Source organism: Ruminococcus sp. RTP21484sp1_RTP21281st1_A8_RTP21281_210402, from assembly GCF_040914025.1.
GTDB lineage: Bacteria > Bacillota > Clostridia > Lachnospirales > Lachnospiraceae > Blautia_A > Blautia_A faecis.
Window position 1 is genome coordinate 47,971 of the sequence record NZ_JBCPGE010000025.1, and the last position, 20,313, is coordinate 68,283.

Sequence of the window (20,313 nt, forward strand, 5' to 3'; positions counted from 1 at the left end):
GGCAACAAAAAGGAGATTGAGATGGCAAAAAAAATAGAATATGGCCGTATGCTGCATGGTGGTGATTACAATCCGGAGCAGTGGCTTGACCGCCCGGACATTCTGAAAAAAGACATTGAATATTTCAAAAAAGCCCATATTAATACAGTATCTGTAGGAATCTTTTCCTGGGCAGTACTGGAACCGGAAGAAGGAAAATACAATTTGGGCTGGCTGGAAGAGATTATTGACAACTTATATAAAGAGGGAATTTCCACGATCCTGGCAACACCGTCAGGCGCAAGGCCAAAGTGGATGGCCGATAAGTATCCGGAGGTCCTTCGCATGGATCCGGACCGCACCAGAAGATTTTTCGGAGGCAGACATAATCATTGCTATACATCTCCGGTATATCGTCAGAAAGTTCACGATATGGACAAGCTGCTTTCCCAGAGACTGGGCAGTCATCCTGGTGTGATTCTGTGGCACATTTCCAATGAGTTTGGCGGAGAATGCTATTGCCCTCTTTGCCAGCAGAAATTCCGGGAATGGCTGAAAGAAAAATATGGAACCATTGAGAAGCTGAATTCCAGCTGGTGCACCACATTCTGGAGCCATATTTACAATAGCTTCGATCAGATTGAAGCCCCTTCCCCAAAGGGGGAGAACGAGCTTCATGCCTTGAAGCTTGACTGGAATCGGTTCGTTACAGACCGCACCATTGATTTCATCAAAGGAGAGGTTGCTGCAATCCGTGAAGGTGGTTCTGAACTGCCGGTAACAGCCAATCTGATGTATGATTACAACGGTCTTGATTACAAGAAGTTCCGCGATGTTCTGGATGTGGTATCCTGGGACAACTATCCAAGCTGGCATAAGAAAGAGGAATTTTTCACTGCCATTGATGCAGGTATGCAGCATGATCTGATGAGGAGCATTAAGAATCAGCCATTTCTTCTCATGGAGTCCTGCCCATCTGCCACAAACTGGAAGCCCATCAATAAGCTGAAAAAGCCGGGAATGATGCTGGCTGCCTCTCTTCAGGCAGTAGCTCACGGCTCCGACAGCGTTTTATACTTCCAGCTGCATCAGAGCCAGGGGGCTTCTGAAAAATTCCACGGCGCAGTGATCGACCACTATGGCGGAGAGGATACCCGCGTGTTTAAAGAAGTGACAGAGGTTGGAGAGGCTCTGGAGGCACTGAAGGAAGTCTGCGGCAGCCAGATGAAGTCTCCGGCAGCAGTCCTTTATGACAGAGAAAATAATTGGGCAATCCAGGATGCACAGGGACCGCGGAATGAGAACATGTTCTACACAGAAGCGGTACAGAAGCAGTACCGCGCCCTGCGGGAACAGGGACTGAATGTGGATGTGATCTCTATGGAGCATGAGCTTTCCAGCTATAAGATCGTGGCAGCGCCAATGGCTTATATGTTCAAAGATGGTTACGAAGAAAAATTAAGAGCATATGCAGAAAATGGCGGAACCCTGGTGATCACTTACTGGACCGGCCTTGTGGATGGTACAGACAAGTGCTTCCTTGGAGGAACACCATACGGGCTTATGGAGGCAGCCGGTCTTCGTACTACGGAGATCGATGCTCTTTATGACTGGGAAGAGAACCATGGAATTTCAGAACCGGGCAATCATCTGGGAATCAGCGGCACCTACACTTGCAAGAACCTTTGTGAGCTGGTAAAGGTTTCTGATGCAGAAGTGCTTATGCGCTATGGCGATGACTTCTATGCGGGAGCTCCTGTAGTGACACATAAAGCATATGGAAAAGGTCACGTATATTACGTTGGCGCAGATATGGAACAGGCTTTCTACAGTGATTTCTACGGAAAGGCATCAAAGGAAGCTGGCATTCAGGCACCGCTGGGATTCGTACCGGCAGAGGTTTCTGTCACCTTACGTGAAAATCAGGAAAATGAATATCTGTTTATCCAGAACTATGCAAGAGAAACCAAGGCAGTTCCGGTTCCAGCAGAATATGAAGTGATCTACGGCGCGGCGGATGAGATTATGCAGCCGCTGGCAACAAGGGTCCTGAAAAAGAAAAAATAGAGATTAAAAATAGCGGAAGAAGTTAGTGTGAAAAGAGGTTTTGACACTAACTTCTTTTTGTGTATATAATTAGAAAAACAGAAATCATGCAGCAGGAGGTATGTGCAGTGCAGAGAGAACTCTTGGAGCAGCTTCGTGAAATTACAGAAGAAGAGAGAAGGATCCTGAACGGAGAAGCAGAAGTGGACAGGGATCTTTACACGTCTGGAAGCGATTTTACCATTGACAGCAATAAGATGCTGGAGGAAGGAAAGCTGATCGCAATCCGCACCCATACCAGGTTTGTTCATTTTCCCCTTCACCGCCATAATTATGTGGAAGTACTCTACGTATGCGAGGGAACTCTTACGAATATTATAGATGGCAAACAGGTTATTGTGCGAAAAGGGGAACTGCTTTTTCTGAATCAGTTTACCCATCATGAGATTCTTGCAGCTGGCAGGAGTGACATTGCCATAAATTTTATGGTATTGCCGGAGTTTTTTGATGTGGCATATTCAATGGCAGGAAATAATAATGTTCTGGCAGATTTTCTGGTGAATGTACTGCGCCGGGATAACCAGCAGGGAGAATATCTTCATTTTAAGGTATCTGAGGTGCTGCAGATCCAGAATCTTCTGGAAAATATTATTTATTCCCTTGTAACAGGAAGGGGCAACCAGAATAAAATCAATCAGACTACCATGGGACTTATTTTTCTTTATCTTATGGACTCTGTACAGTATGTGGAAATGCGCCTTCCAAATCAGTACGAGAACATGATATCCATGACGACTCTGGATTATATTGAGCAGAAATACCGTACGGCCACCTTGACTGAGCTATGCGACATGCTTCACCTTCCCATGCATGTATTAAGCAAAATGATAAAAAAAACAACATGCTTTAATTTTAAGGAGCTGCTTCAGCGGAAACGTCTTAGTAAAGCTGTGGAACTGATGTGTGATACAGACCTTCCCATCAGCGATATCATTGCAGCAGTGGGATATGAGAACAACAGTTATTTTCACCGTGTATTCAAGGAAAGATATGGGGTAACGCCAAGAGCTTTCCGCGTGGCTAATAAGAAAAATGATAAAGTAAGATTATGAAGAACGCGTAAAAATATTTTTACAAAAAAATTATCATTTGTTCAAAAATATTTTTTGAATTATATATAAATGGTTGACATTTAATTAGAAAAAAAATAAAATAACTGTAACGTTTAAGATTTTTCTTACATAGAGGGGGAAAGTCTCAGGCAAATAAAAATATCAAGGAGGAAGTAAAATGAAAAAAATGTGTAAAAAAGTAGTCAGCCTTCTTCTTGCAGCAGTGATGGTGCTTACAATGACCGCCTTCGCTTCTGTTGTTTATGCCGCTGACGAGGACAGCGTTGAAGCTGATCCGAACTTCAAGATGGGAGTTATTCTTGTAGGTGATGAGACAGAAGGATATTCTGCAGCTCATATCGCCGGTGTTAAGGAAGCAGCTAAAGAGCTGGGCCTTGACGACAGCCAGATCATCTGGAAATACAAAGTTCCGGAAGACTCCAGCTGCTACGATGCAGCAATCGACCTTGTTGGACAGGGATGCTCCCTGGTAATCGGTAACAGCTATGGACATCAGACTTATCTGGTACAGGCTGCTCAGGAATACCCGGATGTAACATTCGTTTCCATGACAGGTGATTTTGCAGCAATCAGCGGATGCGAGAATTTCAAGAATGCATTCACCAACATCTATGAATCCCGCTATGTATCCGGTGTTGTAGCTGGTCTGAAGCTGAAAGAGATTCTTGAGGATGGTACTCTTACTACAGAGACACAGCCAGACAGCTTTGATGCAGACGGCAATGTAAAGGTTGGTTATGTTGGAGCATTCAGCTATGCTGAGGTTGTTTCCGGTTATACCGCATTCTACCTTGGTATTAAGAGCGTTGTTCCGAACGTTGTAATGGAAGTTAAGTACACAAACTCCTGGTTTGATATTGACAAAGAGGGTGCAGCAGCTGAGGCACTTATTGCAAACGGCTGTGTGATCATTGGACAGCATGCAGACTCTACAGGTGCTCCTGCAGCTACACAGAAGCTTCACGATGATGGCAAGATCTGCTACTCTGTAGGCTACAATATTGATATGCTTGAGACTGCTCCTACAGCAGCACTTACCTCTGCTACCAATAACTGGGCAGTATACTACAAACATGCAATTGCAACCGTAATGGGCGGTGGTGACCTTGAGCAGGACTGGTCCGCAGGATATAATGACGATGCAGTAGGAATCACAGAACTTGGTGAGTCCTGTGCAGAAGGAACTGCAGATTACGTTGCTGACATCGAGGGTAAACTGAAAGACGGTTCTCTTCAGGTGTTTGATACCTCTACATTTACTGTAGGCGGCGAGGAAGTTACTTCTGCACCGGTTGACCTTTCCTTCATGGATTACACAACTGATCCTGCAACTGTTGTATATCAGGGCGAGACTGTTGAGGCTATCGAGGATGGACACTTTGCAGAGTCCACATTCAGAAGCGCTCCATACTTTACACTTCGTATTGATGGAATCACAGAGGACGCAGACGCTGTTGAATAAGCAGTAATGCGAAATCCTGCGAAGCATGATTTCTGTGCATCGCGGAGCAGGTAGCTGGGAAGAAACCTGAACAGTTATCGAATTACATGAAATCCAAAAGGGGAGCTGTAAAAAGGCTTCCCTTTTGTTTCGTAAGCGGGAAAGTTAAAATCCACGCGGATGTGGGATTTTGGCGAACGCTTCAAAGATAGGCAAAACCAGAAGAGCTTGTTTTGCCTTGATTATAAAACGGGAAGGGAGGCACAACACTTTGGAATATGCCATTCAATTAAAAAATGTTACCAAAACATTTGGAAAAGTTGTTGCCAACAAAAATGTCAACCTTGACGTAAAAAAAGGTGAGATTCTCTCCCTTCTGGGAGAAAATGGAAGTGGCAAGACCACTCTTATGAATATGATCTCCGGTATTTATTTTCCAGATTCCGGCGAGATCATGATAGACGGTAGGAAAGTGGAAATCCGCTCTCCAAAAGATGCCTACGATCTGGGAATCGGTATGATTCACCAGCACTTTAAACTGATCGACGTATTCAGTGCCACTGAGAATATTGCGCTTGGTCTTGATAAAAAACAGAAATTTGATCTGAAAGAGGTTCGTAAAAAAGCACAGGCTATCTGTGACAGGTACCACTTTGATCTGGACCTGAATCAGAAGGTTTACGAGATGAGCGTATCCCAGAAACAGACTCTGGAAATTGTAAAGGTTCTTTACAGAGGTGCAAACATTCTGATCCTGGATGAGCCGACAGCAGTACTGACACCTCAGGAGACAGCCCGTCTGTTTGAGGTTATCCGAAATATGAAGGCAGATAATAAATCCGTTATCATTATTACCCATAAGCTTCACGAGGTTCTGGAGATTTCCGACCGCGTTGCCATTCTGAGAAAAGGAGAGTACATAGGTACCGTAGATACCTGCGAGGCCACTGAAAATTCTCTCACAGAGATGATGGTAGGCAAGAAGGTGGAACTGAATATTGCCCGTTCCGCACCTGTAAATCCGGTGAAACGACTTTCTGTTTCCCATCTGACCGTCTATAACCGGGAGGACATTAAGGTGCTGGATGATGTAAGCTTTGACGTTTATGGAGGTGAAATCCTGGGAATTGCCGGAATTTCCGGAAATGGACAGAAAGAGCTTCTGGAAGCCATTGCAGGACTTCAGATTACAGGCCAGGGCAGCAGTATTGAGTTTTACGAAAGAGGAAAAGAAAATCAGCCCCTTCAGTTGGTTGGAAAAACACCGAAGAAAATCCGTGATGCAGGTGTTCACCTTGCATTTGTGCCGGAAGACCGTCTGGGAATGGGCCTTGTAGGTTCTATGGGTATGACCGGAAATATGCTTCTGAAAAGCTATGGAAAGGGTGCATCCCCGCTTACAGATATGCGTACCCCGAAGAAAATGGCAGAGAAGGTTAAGGAAGAGCTTGAAGTTGTGACTCCAAGCCTGAATACTCCGGTATCCCGCCTTTCCGGAGGAAATGTACAGAAGGTTCTGGTAGGCCGTGAGATTGCAGAAGCACCTACTGTACTGATGACTGCCTATGCAGTGCGAGGCCTTGATATCAATACCTCTTATACCATCTATAATCTTCTGGATGAAGAGAAGAAAGAGGGGGTTGCCGTAGTCTATGTAGGTGAGGATCTGGACGTTCTCATTGATCTGTGTGACCGTATTCTGGTACTTTGCGGCGGTAAAGAGAATGGTATTCTGGATGCCAGAACGACTACGAAAGAAGAAGTTGGACTTCTTATGACAAATCTTCGGAAGGAGGGAAAATAAATGAGTGACACAAAAACTAAAGAACCCTTGATCCGAATTATTAAGCGTGACAGAAGTAGCTTCGGGTACAAGGTATGGGTTCGTGCGGCTGCCATTATTCTGGCGCTTGTAGTAGACGCGATTTTTATTTATAGTGTAACAGGCCTGAATCCATTATCTGTATATGGTGTTATGTTAAATGGTACTTTTATGACAAGCATCCGTTTTTCCTGGGCAATGCGAGATCTGGTAACCCTTCTCTGCATTGGTATTGCCCTTGCTCCTGCGTTTAAAATGCGCTTCTGGAACATTGGCGCAGAGGGACAGGTGCTGATGGGAGGCCTTGCCACAGCTATGGTTATGGTAAAATGTGGTGCCAGCCTTCCTACCCCGGTGCTTTTTCTGGTGATGTTCCTTACCAGCGTGATTGCCGGAGGTCTCTGGGGCTTTATTCCGGCAGTATTCAAGGCGTACTGGAATACAAATGAGACACTTTTTACCCTTATGATGAATTATGTGGCAACCAGTATTGTTGCATGCATGACCAATATCCTTCGAGGAAAGGCTTCCAGCCTTGGTAAGCTGAACATGTCTACACAGGTTGGATGGTTCCCGCAGTTTATGGGACAGAGATATAATATTAACATTCTCATTGTAATGATTCTCATGTTTGTAATGTTCTTCTATCTGAAATATTCTAAACAGGGCTATGAGATTACCGTAGTAGGAGAATCTGAGAACACAGCAAGATATGCCGGAATTAATGTTAAATGGGTAACCATCCGTACCATGATCATTTCCGGTGCTATCTGCGGTCTGGTTGGTTTCCTGATCGTAGCAGGAAGAGACCAGACCATTTCCACCACATCTGCAGGTGGAAACGGATTTACCGCCATTATTGTAGCATGGCTTGCAAAGTTTAATACGTTTTATATGGCTCTGATCTCCTTCCTGCTGATCTTCCTTTCCAAAGGTGCAGCAGAGATTGCTTCTGCATACAGCCTGAACGATTATGCAGCAAGTATTATTGAAGGCGTGATTCTGTTCTTTATCCTTGGAAGTGAATTCTTCATCAACTATAAAATGATTTTCCGTGGTTCCAAAAAGGAGGTGCACTAAATGAGTAATCTGATTGCGTGGATCATCAGGGCAATTCCATTTGGAACAATTATCATGTTTGGTTCCATGGGTGAGATTACCACTGAGAAATCCGGAAACCTGAATCTTGGTGTTCCGGGAATTATGTATCTTGGCGGCTTTGCTGGCTTCGCCAGCTCCTATTTTTACGAGAAAAATTCAGCAGATCCAAAGGGTTGGATATGTGTGATCCTGGCGCTTGTGGCAGCAATTGCAGCCTCCATGCTGGGAGGGCTGATTTTCAGCTTCCTTACCATTACCCTTCGTGCAAACCAGAATGTAACCGGTCTTGCACTTACCACATTCGGTATGGGCGTTGCTAATTTCTTTGGTGTATTTATTTTAAATGGTGCAAGCTACACTGCAGCACCGCTGGCATACGCTTCTTTTTCAAAGAAGATTCCACTCCTGTCCAGTAAGCTGGGAATTGTAAGTAAAACTGTTTTTGCCTATGGTTTTCTGGTATATGCGGCAATCATCATTGCTGTTGTGCTGCATTACGTGCTGAACAAAACAAGAGTAGGTTTGAATCTTCGGGCTGTAGGTGAAAATCCGGGAACTGCAGACGCAGCCGGAATCAATGTAACCAAATATAAATATCTGGCAACCTGTATTGGTGCCGGTCTTTCCGGAATCGGCGGATTATATTACGTTCTGGATTATAATCAGGGCATCTGGGCGACAACGGGACAGATCGAGGCTCTTGGCTGGCTGGCAGTTGCACTGGTTATATTTACCACATGGAAACCTCTGAACTGTATCTGGGGCGCGTATCTTTTCGGTATGCTCTACTGGCTGTATCAGTTCCTTCCAAGTATTCTTGGAATCAAGGTTGCAAGCTATGTCACAGACCTGATCCAGATGGTTCCTTATGTGGTTACCATTATCGTTCTGGTTGTAGTAAGCTTCCGAAAGAAAAAAGAAAATCAGCCTCCGGAAAGTCTGGGACTTTCCTACTTCCGAGAGGAAAGATAACAGGGATTGGTTTGATAGAATATTGAAATTTCAGAATCCTCTGCTTATGCTGTATGGTGCAGCATGCAGAGGATTTTTTATTCTTCAGACGGCAATACGATTTGTGAAAAATAAGTGTCCATAGGAAAAGAAAGTTTACAAAATATTTCGAAAATGTTATATTATTTTTAAATAACATGTGAAACATATAGAAAGGATAGCTGGCTCTTAGCTATACAGTTATCAGAAAGGAATAAAAATATGAAAAAAAGATATGTTCTTGCTGCGCTGGCAGCTATGACAGTACTTGCAGGCTGTGGAGATAATGCTTCTCAGCAGAAAAACACGGACAATACTACCCAGGAGAGCACAGCAGAGGATGATCTGACAGCTGCTGATCCGGATGAAGATGGAGAAGAACTGGATCCTGAATTTTCACAGGATGTAGAGAATAATGAAGTGATCGATGCAGATGATGCAGAGGAAGAAGCAGCTCTTGATCCCATTACTCCTTCTGAATATCTGGTTCAGAATGCTTCTGATTATGTGACTCTTGGAGATTATGATGGTGTAGAGGTTACCAGGTATACCTATGAGATCACAGACGATATGGTACAGGATGAGATCCAGGAAGAGCTGGCAGATGCCAGCGATGAGCAGTCTACCAATGCACCTTCCGAGGACGGAAATATTGTATATATGAATCTTACTGCCACTGTGGAGGGTGAGGAAGCTGCTGAGCCGGAAGAGACTTTTATCACCTTGGGACAGGAAGAATTTGGTGCAGAATTTGACCAGAAGCTGACAGGTGTTTCCACTGGAGATAAACTGGATTTCAGCATCACGTACGGAGATGATACCTGGCAGGAAGACTGGCAGGGAAAAACCGTTGACTTTTCAGTGGAGATAACAGATGTTACAGCTTCCAATACTCCGGAATATGATGAGGATTATGTGAAGAATTATACCGGGTATGACACGAAGGAAGAATATGAGGCTTCTGTAAAAGAATATCTGGAGCAGTCCTATGAGGAACAGAGTACTTATGATGAGACAGAAGATCTGATTTCTGCCTGCCTGGCACGTACAGAGTTTACGGGAGAATATCCGGACGACCTGTTTGAGGCATGCAGGGAAGAGGCACTCTCCGGTTATTCCATGTTTGTAGAGGAAGACGGAGATGTAAATGATGTACTGGATATGTTCGGGGTTACAGAGGATGATATTGCAGAAGAAGCCAAAAATCTTGTAAACCGCCGCCTCTTCATCAGTGCATATGCCGAAGCCAATAATATTGAGGTAACAGAAGATGAATACGTGAATTATGTGAATGAGTATGCTGACTACTATGGCGAGAGTCCTGCTGATTTTGAGACTCTTTATACACGGGAAACGCTTGTAAATGCCCTTTATGAGAGCAAGGTAACAGAGCTTCTTCTGGAAAAGGCAAACGTGACAGAAACTCCATATACACCAGAAGAGTATGATGAAGAGGAATCCAAAGAAGATGACACGCTTGATGATCTGGAAATCGTAGAAGAAGGAGAAGAAGGCGTAGCTGAATAAAATCTGAAGATTTGGCAAAACACACTTTCAACGTCATAATGTTCTTTTATTAACATTTTTTATAAATTTAAGCCTTTTAATTTAGATGTGATTATGATATAGTAAATAATACGCGACAATGGACGGACAGCATTCTGAAGATAAGCTTTAGGAAGTTTGTCCGCCCATTTGTGTCTATAAAGGAGGAACGAGATGAAATTTTCAGAAATGCCTTACACTCGTGTGGATTTTCCGGCTGTGATCGCACAGGCACAAGAGATTATCCAGCGCGCATCTTCTGCGAAGAGCGGAGAAGAGCAGTTCGAGATTCATCAGGAATTTAACAAGCTGATGGATCACGTGAGAACTCTTTACACCATCGCCCATATCCGCAGGGATGGAGATGTGACAAATGAGTTTTATGACGGCGAGAAGAGCTATTATGATGAGAAGCTCCCGGAACTGAACGCAGTGACAAATGAGTACAAGAAAGTACTTTTTGCCACCCCATATCGTCAGTATATGGAAGAGAAAATCGGACCGGTTGCATTTAAGTCCATGGAACTGGAGATGAAATCTTTCGATGACAGTCTGATTCCGCTGATGCAGGAGGAGAATGCCCTTGCTTCCCGTTACAGCAAGCTGATCGCTTCTGCCAAGATCATGTGGGAAGGAGAAGAACTGAACCTTTCCCTTATGCGCAAGTATATGCGCTCCCAGGATCGGAATACCCGTAAGAAAGCATGGGATGCTTTTTCAGGCTTCTTTGAGGAGAACCAGGCTGAGCTTGATGAAATCTACGATCTGATGGTGAAGAACCGTACCAGACAGGCACAGATGCTGGGCTTTGAGAATTACATTGATATGGGCTACTTCCGCATGAACCGTAATTCTTATACCAAGGAAGATGTACAGAAGCTTCGCGAGCAGATTAAGACTGTATTTGTACCGTTAGCTTCCAGAATGCACAAGAACCGTCAGGCACGCCTTGGGGTAGATGCACTTCGTTATTATGATATGGGTGTTTATTTCCCACAGGGAGATCCGGCGCCGATCGGTACTCCTGAGGAGATTCTTGAGAGCGGCCGCAAAATGTACACGGAGATGTCTGATGAGACAAGGGATTTCTTCAACATGATGATGGAGAATGAGCTTTTTGATGTATTCGGACGTAAGAATAAGGCTACCGGTGGTTACATGACGGAGCTTCCGGATTATGGTGTACCGTTTATTTTTGCAAACTTTAACGGAACCAGTGGTGACGTGGATGTAATCACACATGAGTGTGGACATGCATTTCAGAGTTATGTATCCTGCAAGGATCCGATCGCCGATCACTCCAGGTATCTGACCATGGAGACAGCAGAAATCCATTCCATGTCCATGGAATTCTTTGCGGAACCATGGATCGAGCTTTTCTTCGGGGAAAGAGGCGATGATTACCGCAAGATGCATCTTGAGGATGCCATCGACTTTATTCCTTATGGAACAATGGTGGATGAATTCCAGCACATTGTATACGGCAATCCGGAGCTTACACCTAAGGAGCGACGTGATGCATGGAACAGGCTGGAGCAGGAGTACCGCCCATATATGGATTCCACTGGCTGCAGGTTTATGGAAGAAGGCGGCTACTGGCAGAGACAGCACCACATTTTTGAGATGCCTTTCTACTATATTGATTATGTACTTGCACAGCTTTGTGCATTCCAGTTTAAGATCCGCATGGAGAAAGATCATGACGCTGCGTGGGCTGATTATATGAAGCTTTGCCGGCTTTCTGCAAGTGATTTCTATCCGTCCATGCTGAAACAGGTGGGACTTACAGTTCCATTTACAGATGGCTGCATTCAGAAGATTGTGGATGAGTTGGATAAGAAGCTGGGTTGAGTCATCAGGCAAAGACTGTGAGAAGGAAAAGCACTTTCAGGTAATAGATTGGGAACTCACAGGAAAGTTGAGGAAGAATTGTGAAAAAATATGGGAATGATTACCGCCAGAGAGGGGAAAAATTTGAATATACCGGAAAATGGTATGGCAGCAGCCTGTCAGTGAAGGAGCTGAAAAGACATGCCCTTAACAATACAGTTCTTATGGCAGCCGCCCTTGTGATCTATTTTGCCAGCCTGATGCTGAACAATGAAGGAAGCAGGATCTTCTGGATATTACTTCCCTATATGGTGGTAGTATTCCCTGTTTCCTATGGAATCATGGGAGGTACTTCCTTATTTCTTTTTTGCAGACAGCAGGAGGGAAAAGCTCACTCACAGGTGGTAATCCCGGAAAAGCATATAGGGCATATGACCTGTGCACAGTATGAAAAAGGGGTGCGGCGTCCGGTAAGGTGCAGCATTGCCATCACGGTACTGGGACTTTTTACAAGCGTGGCAAACCTGATTTTTTTGTTAAAAGATTTCGAAAATCTTATTTTTACAAGGGAACTATTATTCGAGGCAGCCGCTGTGATGATTTTAGCACTGGGAAGTGTTAGTACTGCGCAAAACTGGCAGATTAAAGCGAAATTTACAAATTTTGAGTAAAAATCTTTCAGTTTTTGACAATTATGGACAAAATTCCAGACATATTTCGCCATATAGCTATTGCACATGTAATAAAACATGGTAAAATAGAGAGGTATAAGACAACAAATTTTCAGGTTGTCTGTAGTAGCTGGCCTCAGGAGTATGTTCGAAACATACCCTGTGAATAGTTACAATAAAATATCTCAAAAAGGAGGATATGATATGAGCAAGAAGAAGTTAATGGCCCTGTTATTATCAGGCGTCATGACAGCAACAACAGTGAGTGTTCCTGTTTTTGCTGAGGATGCAGACGCTGCAGAAGACACAGCTGATGCAGCAGAAGAGACTGAGGGAGGTTCTTCCGATACACCGCTGGTTGTTGGACAGACCAACTTCTCCGAGAAATTCTGTGGAATGTTCGCAGAAGCAGTTCCGGATCAGCAGATCTCCGATATCGTAGGAGCATATCTGTTTGATAACGACCGCGCAGGTGCTGTTATCTACAATGGTATTGAGGGAGAGACTACTGAGTATAACGGAACAGAGTATACTTACACAGGACTTTCTGATATTACAGTTACACAGGGCGAGGATGAGACTGTTTATGACATCAAACTTCGCGATGATGTAAAATTCTCTGATGGTGAGCCGCTTACCGCAGATGACCTTATTTTCACATTATATGTATATTCAGATACTGATTATGATGGAAATGCAACTCTGTATTCCACCAACATCAAAGGTATGAAGAACTACCGTCTGAATTCCACAGCAGCAGACTCTATCACAGATGAGGATGTTGCAAATGTATTAGCTGACATGCCAGACGAAGTAGCAGAGAAGGTGAAATCTGACCTGATCGTTCCGCTTCTTACCTCTGAGTATGACTGGGCACAGACTGCATGGGAAGATTACGCAGACGCTTACGGTGTTGCAAGCGGTGACGAATTCTTCGCAATGCTCTACGCTACCGAAGACGGCTACAGCGTAGACGGCAAAGACCAGGATACAATCATTAATGAGATCGCTGACCAGTATGGTACAGATTATGTAGCTCTTGCAACTGCATACGGCGATGAGGAATATTTCAATGAAGATGCTACAACAATTGCACAGGAATACCTGGTAGAGCAGAAAACTGCTGCAGGTGAGGGCGAGGAAGTTGCTAACATCGAAGGAATCAAGAAACTTGGCGATTACGAAGTTGAGATCACAACAGACGGATTCTCTGCTACTACAATCTACAATCTTGGCGTAATCGTTGAGCCAATGCATTACTATGGTGATGCTTCTCTTTATGACTATGACAACAATCAGTTCGGTTTCACAAGAGGCGACCTTTCCGCAGTACGTGACAAAGCAAACCAGCCACTTGGTGCAGGTCCTTACAAATTTGTGAAATATGAGAACAAGACCGTATATCTGGAAGCAAACGAGAACTACTACAAAGGTGCTCCTAAGATCAAGTACCTTCAGTGGAGAGAGACTTCCGACGCAGATAAGATTGCCGGTGTTGAGCAGGGTACAATCGACCTTTCCGATCCATCCGGAAGCAAATCTGCATTTGACCAGATCAAGAGCATCAACAGCAACGGCGAGCTTGATGGCGACAAGATCATGGTTAACGCAACAGACAACCTTGGATATGGATACATCGGTATCAACGCTAACACTGTAAAAGTTGGTGATGATGGAAGCTCTGATGCATCCAAGGATTTAAGAAAAGCAATTGCAACTGTATTTGCTGTATATCGTGACGTAGCAATCGATTCCTACTATGGCGATGCTGCTTCCGTAATCAACTACCCGATCTCCAATACATCCTGGGCAGCTCCTCAGAAATCTGATGCAGATTATAAGGCAGCTTACTCTGTAGATGTTGACGGAAATCCGCTTTACACAGATGACATGTCTGATGATGAGAAATTTGCAGCAGCTACACAGGCAGCTCTTGGCTACCTTGAGGCAGCTGGCTACACTGTAGAAGATGGCAAAGTAACAGCAGCTCCGGAAGGTGCTAAGATGTCCTATGAGATCATCATCGGCGCTGACGGAAGTGGAGATCACCCAAGCTTTGCAATCCTTACAGATGCTAAGGCAGCACTTGAGTCCATCGGATTCACACTTGAGATCAATGACGTTACAGACTCTAACATCATGTGGGATGCTTTAAATGCAGGTACAGCAGAAATGTGGGCAGCTGCATGGCAGGCAACAATCGATCCTGATATGTATCAGACATACCACAGCGAGAGCGTAAAGAGTAACTACTACCACATCAATGACGCTACACTGGATCAGGATATTATCGACGCTCGTTCTTCCGCAGATCAGGAATACAGAAAATCTGTTTACAAACAGTGCCTGGATATCATTCTTGACTGGGCAGTTGAGATTCCGGTATATCAGAGACAGAACTGCATTATCTATAGCCCTGAGCGTGTAAATGCAGATACCTTTACAAAAGATGTTTCTACATTCTATTATTGGTATAAAGATATCGAGAACATCGAGATGAACTAAAGGTATAAACTGAAGAAGTCAGACTAGCGCAGTGGGCTCACCCTAATAAGTGAGCCCACTGCCTTACTGGCAGTATGCCTTGGGTACTGATGTGTGCCGGGGCATTGCATACAGCCAGAACCGGCAGGACACACTGCCAGTAAGAACATCACAGTCAGAACTTCTTACCCTGATACTGGAAAGGACAGATAAACTAAATGAAGAAATTTATTGTACGTCGTGTACTTCTGGGAGCGATGATTCTGTTCTTCGTTTCCATGATCATTTACTCAATTGAGAGAAGCCTTCCTACCTCTTATGTAGAAGGAAGAGCCCGCGACATGTCCATGAAACAGGGCGCTAAGCCTTATGATGAGCTGGTTGCGGAATTAAATGCCTCCTATGGACTGGATAAGCCGGTTCTGGAAGGATATTTTGTATGGCTTGGAAAAGCACTTCACGGTGAGTTTGGAGAATCCTGGATCTTCCATCAGCCGGTAACCAAGAAATTCTCCAGTGTAATCTGGTATTCCTTTGTACTGGCGCTGGCCTCGTTCCTGTTGGAGATCATCATTGCAATCCCTCTGGGAATCATATCGGCCACCAAGCAGTACAGCAAAGTAGACTATGCGGTGACAGTGTTTGCCCTCATCGGTATTTCCCTGCCGTCCTTCTTCTTTGCCACTATTTTGAAATGGATCTTCTCCATCAATCTGAAATGGGTGGACCTGTATGGTATTGTAAGCCGTATGCATGAGTCTTACGGCAGCGTTGGAAAGGTATTGGATATGGCGCAGCATCTGATCCTTCCGGTGATCACCCTGACCATCGTCAGCGTTGGTTCCCTGATGCGTTACACCAGAACCAACATGCTGGAGGTATTAAATGCAGACTACATCCGTACTGCAAGAGCTAAGGGTGTACCGGAGAAGAAGGTGGTCTATCACCATGCGTTCCGAAATACTCTGATTCCGATCATCACCATCCTTGGAAGTACACTTCCAAACCTGTTTGGCGGAGCCATGATCACAGAGACTTTGTTCCAGATCCCGGGAATCGGATACACATCCTATCAGGCACTGACCCAGGGTGATATTCCGTTTACCATGTTCTATATGGTATTTTTGGCATTTCTTACATTGACCGGCAATCTGATCGCAGACATCCTGTACGCTGTGGCAGATCCAAGGGTACGAGTAAATTAGGAGGAAAAACATGAGTACAGATCCAACAAAGAAAAAAGACGATCATGTCAGTACCTCCCAGGCACTGGATGATGAGCAGCGTGTAAAAGTCCTCTCCCCTGGAATGCTTGTTGCCAAGAGATTTTTCCGCAATAAGCTGGCTGTGGCAGGACTTGTAATTCTGGTAACAATGTTTGTGTTCTCATTCATTGGAGGTATGGTCAGTCCCTATGGTGAGAGCCAGGTGTTCCGTAAAACCGACCACGTATGGAAGGATTATGCAGGAGCTACCTATAATAAAGCATATATTTTTGAAACAGCAGACGGAAGCGAGTTCCCGGCAGCCGGACAGCAGAAGTTCATTCTTGCAACCAACAAAGGGGATGCGACTTTTGAGGCAGATGGTGTAACTTACGGACTTGAAAATAAAGGCGAAGAATACTGGGCGATTTACTCCGCAGAGCCGGTTGCCACAGTTCTTACCCTGAAAGGCAAATCCACCTATAAACCGGCTGGAGATGCAGAAGTAACAGATGACATCAAAGAAGGCTATGAAGAAGCAGTAAGTAATGATGAAGATACCTTTGAGGTGGACGGCATTACTTATTCCATTGAGAAGTCCGGACGTGAGAATCTGATCACCATTTCCGGAGAAGTTGCTTTTGCAACAAAGAAGGTCTTCAGCGCAGCCACCAGCGATGCACAGCTTGGATTTGAATTCCAGCAGCTTGCACTGGATGCCCTGGAAAATGGCGAGTCTTCTTTTGAGTGCGATGGCGTAAAGTATGAGATGAGCACTTTAGAAGGTGAGACTGCTACAGAGATCACCAAAGACGGCGAGGTTTATGCAACAGTTTCCGGTCTTCTGGTATCCCCGCAGGCAAACGGTGTATTCCTTTCCCTTTCTTTTAAAGAGGCAGTGGAGCAGGCAATCACAGAGAAAGCCTCCACATTTACCGCTCTCAATGAGAATGGTGAGGAGGAGACCTATCAGCTTCAGACAAAGAATACACAGTATGTAGTCCGTAACCAGAAAGAGACTACTGTCAACGATACCTATGCAGCTCCAAGTAAGAAGCACTTGGTAGGAACTGACGGAAACGGTATGGATATGCTTACCAGACTGATGTATGGCGGACGTATCTCCCTGATGATCGGTTTCGTTGTTATCATTATCGAAGGTATCATCGGTATTCTCATCGGTGGTATTTCCGGTTATTTTGGAGGATGGGTAGATACCATTCTCATGCGTGTGGTTGATGTTGTTATCTGTATCCCAGCAATGCCGCTGTACATTATCATCGGTTCTGTTATGGATTATTACAAGATCGATCCGCGAATCCGTATTTATGCACTTTGTGCGATCCTGGGTATCGTGGGATGGCCAAGCATTGCCCGTATGGTACGTGGACAGATCCTCTCCCTTCGTGAGCAGGAGTTCATGGTTGCAACAGAAGCGACAGGTGTTCGTGTGTCCAGACGTATTTTCCGCCACCTGATCCCTAACGTTATCCCACAGCTGATCGTTATTGCAACAATGGGACTTGGTGATGTTATTCTGATGGAGGCAACTCTTAGCTTCCTTGGAATCGGTGTTAAGTTCCCATATGCTTCCTGGGGTAACATTGTAAATGCGGTAAATGATGTATACGTACTGACCAACTTCTGGTTCGTATGGATCCCGGCCGGATTTTTGATCCTGCTGACCGTTCTTGGATTTAACTTTGTGGGTGATGGTCTTCGTGATGCATTTGACCCGAAAATGAAACGGTAGGTGCGAATATGGCATTATTTGGTAAGAAAAACGCAAACTATATCTCAGCTAAGGAAACCAAAAGAATCTCCAAAGAGAATCGAAAGATCACCAATGAGATAGAGAAGAAGAGAAACAGAAAGAATATTCCGGAGTCAGAGTATATCACTACCATGAAGAATCCGGAAAACGTAGTTGAGTTTGACAATGTTCATACTTATTTCTTTACAGATATCGGAACGGTTAAAGCCGTGGATGGTGTAAGCTTTGAAATTCCTCAGGGAAAAACAGTTGGTGTTGTTGGAGAGTCTGGTTGTGGAAAGTCTGTAACAAGCCTTTCCCTTATGCAGCTGGTACAGCGTCCTCAGGGACAGACAGTAGAAGGAGAAATCCGTTTTAATACCGGAGACAAGGTTTACAACATTGTAAACACTCCTACAAGTGAAATGCAGAAGCTTCGCGGAAATGAGCTTTCCATGATTTTCCAGGAGCCTATGACTGCACTGAACCCGGTATTCCGTATTGGAGAGCAGGTTGATGAGATCACCAAGCTTCACAATCCGGATATGAGCAAAGAGCAGGTAAAGGCCAGAACCATCGAAATGCTGAAGCTGGTTGGAATCGCCAACAGTGAGGGCGTTTATAAAATGTATCCTCATGAGCTTTCCGGTGGTATGCGTCAGCGTGTATGTATCGCAATCGGTCTTGCATGTAATCCAAGACTGATCATCGCTGATGAGCCTACCACAGCTCTTGATGTTACCATTCAGGCCCAGATCCTGGATCTGATGCGCAACTTGAAAGATAAGATCAATTCTTCCATTATGCTGATTACGCATGACCTGGGGGTTATTGCAGAGATGGCAGATTATGTAGTAGTTATGTATGCCGGCCGTGTAGTTGAGAAGGGTACTGCAAGCGAGATTTTCAAGAATCCGTCTCATCCATACACCATTGGACTTATGCGCTCCAAACCGGTTGTAGGCAAGAAGGTTGACAAGCTTTACAGTATTCCGGGTAAGGTTCCGAACCCTATTGATATGCCGGATTACTGCTATTTCCGTGATCGTTGTGAGCTTAGCTGTGACAAGTGCCAGGGAAGCTATCCAGGCGTGATCAAATTAAGTCCTACACATGAAGTAAGCTGTTACCGTTATGCAGACCGTCCGGAAGCTGGATGGCTGGCAAATGTTCATCCGGGAGAGGAGGGAAAAGCTCATGAGTGAGAATAAGACAGCAGAAAATACAAAGAATCAGCAGTCCGATAACATTCTGGAGGTATCCCATCTTAAGAAATATTTCCCGATCAAGGGTGGAATGTTCGGTAAGCAGGTTGGAGCCGTAAAGGCAGTTGATGATGTTTCTTTCACATTAAAGAGAGGAACTACAATGGGTCTGGTTGGTGAGTCCGGATGTGGTAAATCTACCACAGGAAGAACCATTTTAAGACTGATTGAGAAAACAGATGGACAGGTTCTCTTCAATGGAAAAGATGTTTATGGTCTTTCCAATAAAGAAATGCGCGATATGCGTACCAAGATGCAGATCATTTTCCAGGATCCCTATTCTTCCCTTTCTCCAAGACTGCCGGTTGGCGAGATCATCGGGGAAGCTGTAAGAGAGCATAACCTGGTTCCAAAGTCTGAATATGCAGATTATGTGACCAAGATCATGGATGACTGTGGACTTCAGTCTTATCATAAGGACCGTTATCCACATGAGTTCTCTGGTGGACAGAGACAGCGTATCTGTATTGCGAGAGCACTTGCATTGAATCCGGAGTTCGTTGTGTGTGACGAGCCGGTTTCCGCGCTTGATGTTTCCGTACAGGCTCAGATCATTAACTTGTTAAAGGAACTTCAGGAGAAGAGAAATCTGACTTATCTGTTTATCTCTCATGATCTTTCCGTTGTAGAGCATATTTCCGATACCATCGGCGTTATGTATCTGGGAGGTCTTGTGGAGACTGGTACCACATCAGATATTTTTGCAAATCCTCTTCATCCGTACACAGAGGCTCTGTTCTCTGCAATTCCAATGCCGGATCCGGATCTGAAGAGAAAACGTATCATTCTGGAGGGAAATATTCCATCCCCGGCGAATCCGCCTAAGGGATGTAAGTTCCATACCAGATGCCGGAAGTGCATGGAGATTTGTAAGAATCAGGTGCCTGAGGTAAAAGATATGGGAAATGGGCATAAGGTGCGCTGCCATCTGTATGACTAAGAATAAAGCAGGCCAGGGATTACCTGGTCTGTTGCTATTTAGTGTGTTGAAAGTTGTTCAAGGCGGACGCATTCGGACAATGGTGATTGCTCACTCGCCGGCGCAACG

Annotated in this window: 14 protein-coding genes; all 14 read left to right on the plus strand. The window is 44.7% G+C overall.

The features are described from left to right. Window positions 1-21 precede the first annotated feature (21 nt). The 14 genes from AB5170_RS12890 (at window position 22) to AB5170_RS12955 (ending at window position 20,205) form a co-directional block, all read left to right on the plus strand. On the plus strand, window positions 22-2,046 hold the full coding sequence (locus AB5170_RS12890; protein ID WP_195391734.1) for a beta-galactosidase: 2,025 nt from the start codon (window positions 22-24) through the stop codon (window positions 2,044-2,046). A gap of 107 nt (window positions 2,047-2,153) precedes the next feature. After that, window positions 2,154-3,137, plus strand: a complete 984-nt coding sequence (locus AB5170_RS12895; RefSeq protein ID WP_178733541.1) for an AraC family transcriptional regulator — start codon at window positions 2,154-2,156, stop codon at window positions 3,135-3,137. Between the two features lie 178 nt (window positions 3,138-3,315). Next, window positions 3,316-4,620 carry a BMP family ABC transporter substrate-binding protein gene (locus AB5170_RS12900; protein ID WP_368361273.1) on the plus strand — a complete coding sequence of 435 codons (1,305 nt, stop codon included), beginning with the start codon at window positions 3,316-3,318 and terminating at the stop codon, window positions 4,618-4,620. Window positions 4,621-4,870: 250 nt separating this feature from the next. Then, complete coding sequence (locus AB5170_RS12905) at window positions 4,871-6,403, plus strand: ABC transporter ATP-binding protein (RefSeq protein WP_173770676.1); 1,533 nt, start codon at window positions 4,871-4,873, stop codon at window positions 6,401-6,403. Continuing rightward, window positions 6,404-7,501, plus strand: coding sequence for an ABC transporter permease (locus AB5170_RS12910; protein ID WP_148461205.1), 1,098 nt, complete (start codon window positions 6,404-6,406; stop codon window positions 7,499-7,501). After that, complete coding sequence (locus AB5170_RS12915) at window positions 7,502-8,494, plus strand: ABC transporter permease (RefSeq protein WP_195379227.1); 993 nt, start codon at window positions 7,502-7,504, stop codon at window positions 8,492-8,494. Between the two features lie 240 nt (window positions 8,495-8,734). Continuing rightward, the gene (locus AB5170_RS12920) at window positions 8,735-10,039 is read left to right on the plus strand and encodes a hypothetical protein (RefSeq protein WP_195379228.1); all 1,305 of its coding nucleotides are present in this window, start codon (window positions 8,735-8,737) and stop codon (window positions 10,037-10,039) included. A gap of 192 nt (window positions 10,040-10,231) precedes the next feature. Beyond that, entirely contained in the window at window positions 10,232-11,908 is a 1,677-nt protein-coding gene (locus AB5170_RS12925; protein WP_173717076.1) for a M3 family oligoendopeptidase, read from the plus strand. A gap of 80 nt (window positions 11,909-11,988) precedes the next feature. Continuing rightward, window positions 11,989-12,558: a hypothetical protein gene (locus AB5170_RS12930; RefSeq protein ID WP_368361272.1), complete on the plus strand. Its 570-nt coding sequence runs from the start codon at window positions 11,989-11,991 to the stop codon at window positions 12,556-12,558. A gap of 204 nt (window positions 12,559-12,762) precedes the next feature. Beyond that, the gene (locus tag AB5170_RS12935; protein ID WP_195379229.1) at window positions 12,763-15,063 is read left to right on the plus strand and encodes an ABC transporter substrate-binding protein; all 2,301 of its coding nucleotides are present in this window, start codon (window positions 12,763-12,765) and stop codon (window positions 15,061-15,063) included. A 197-nt stretch (window positions 15,064-15,260) separates the two neighbouring features. Then, the gene (locus AB5170_RS12940) at window positions 15,261-16,247 is read left to right on the plus strand and encodes an ABC transporter permease (RefSeq protein WP_173717951.1); all 987 of its coding nucleotides are present in this window, start codon (window positions 15,261-15,263) and stop codon (window positions 16,245-16,247) included. Window positions 16,248-16,257: 10 nt separating this feature from the next. After that, window positions 16,258-18,000 carry an ABC transporter permease gene (locus tag AB5170_RS12945; protein ID WP_227198966.1) on the plus strand — a complete coding sequence of 581 codons (1,743 nt, stop codon included), beginning with the start codon at window positions 16,258-16,260 and terminating at the stop codon, window positions 17,998-18,000. A gap of 152 nt (window positions 18,001-18,152) precedes the next feature. Next, window positions 18,153-19,205 (plus strand): ABC transporter ATP-binding protein, encoded by a 1,053-nt coding sequence (locus tag AB5170_RS12950; protein WP_347708371.1) that lies wholly within the window; start codon window positions 18,153-18,155, stop codon window positions 19,203-19,205. Continuing rightward, complete coding sequence (locus AB5170_RS12955; protein ID WP_195379230.1) at window positions 19,198-20,205, plus strand: ABC transporter ATP-binding protein; 1,008 nt, start codon at window positions 19,198-19,200, stop codon at window positions 20,203-20,205. Before AB5170_RS12950 ends, AB5170_RS12955 begins: the two co-directional genes overlap by 8 nt. Window positions 20,206-20,313: the final 108 nt, after the last annotated feature.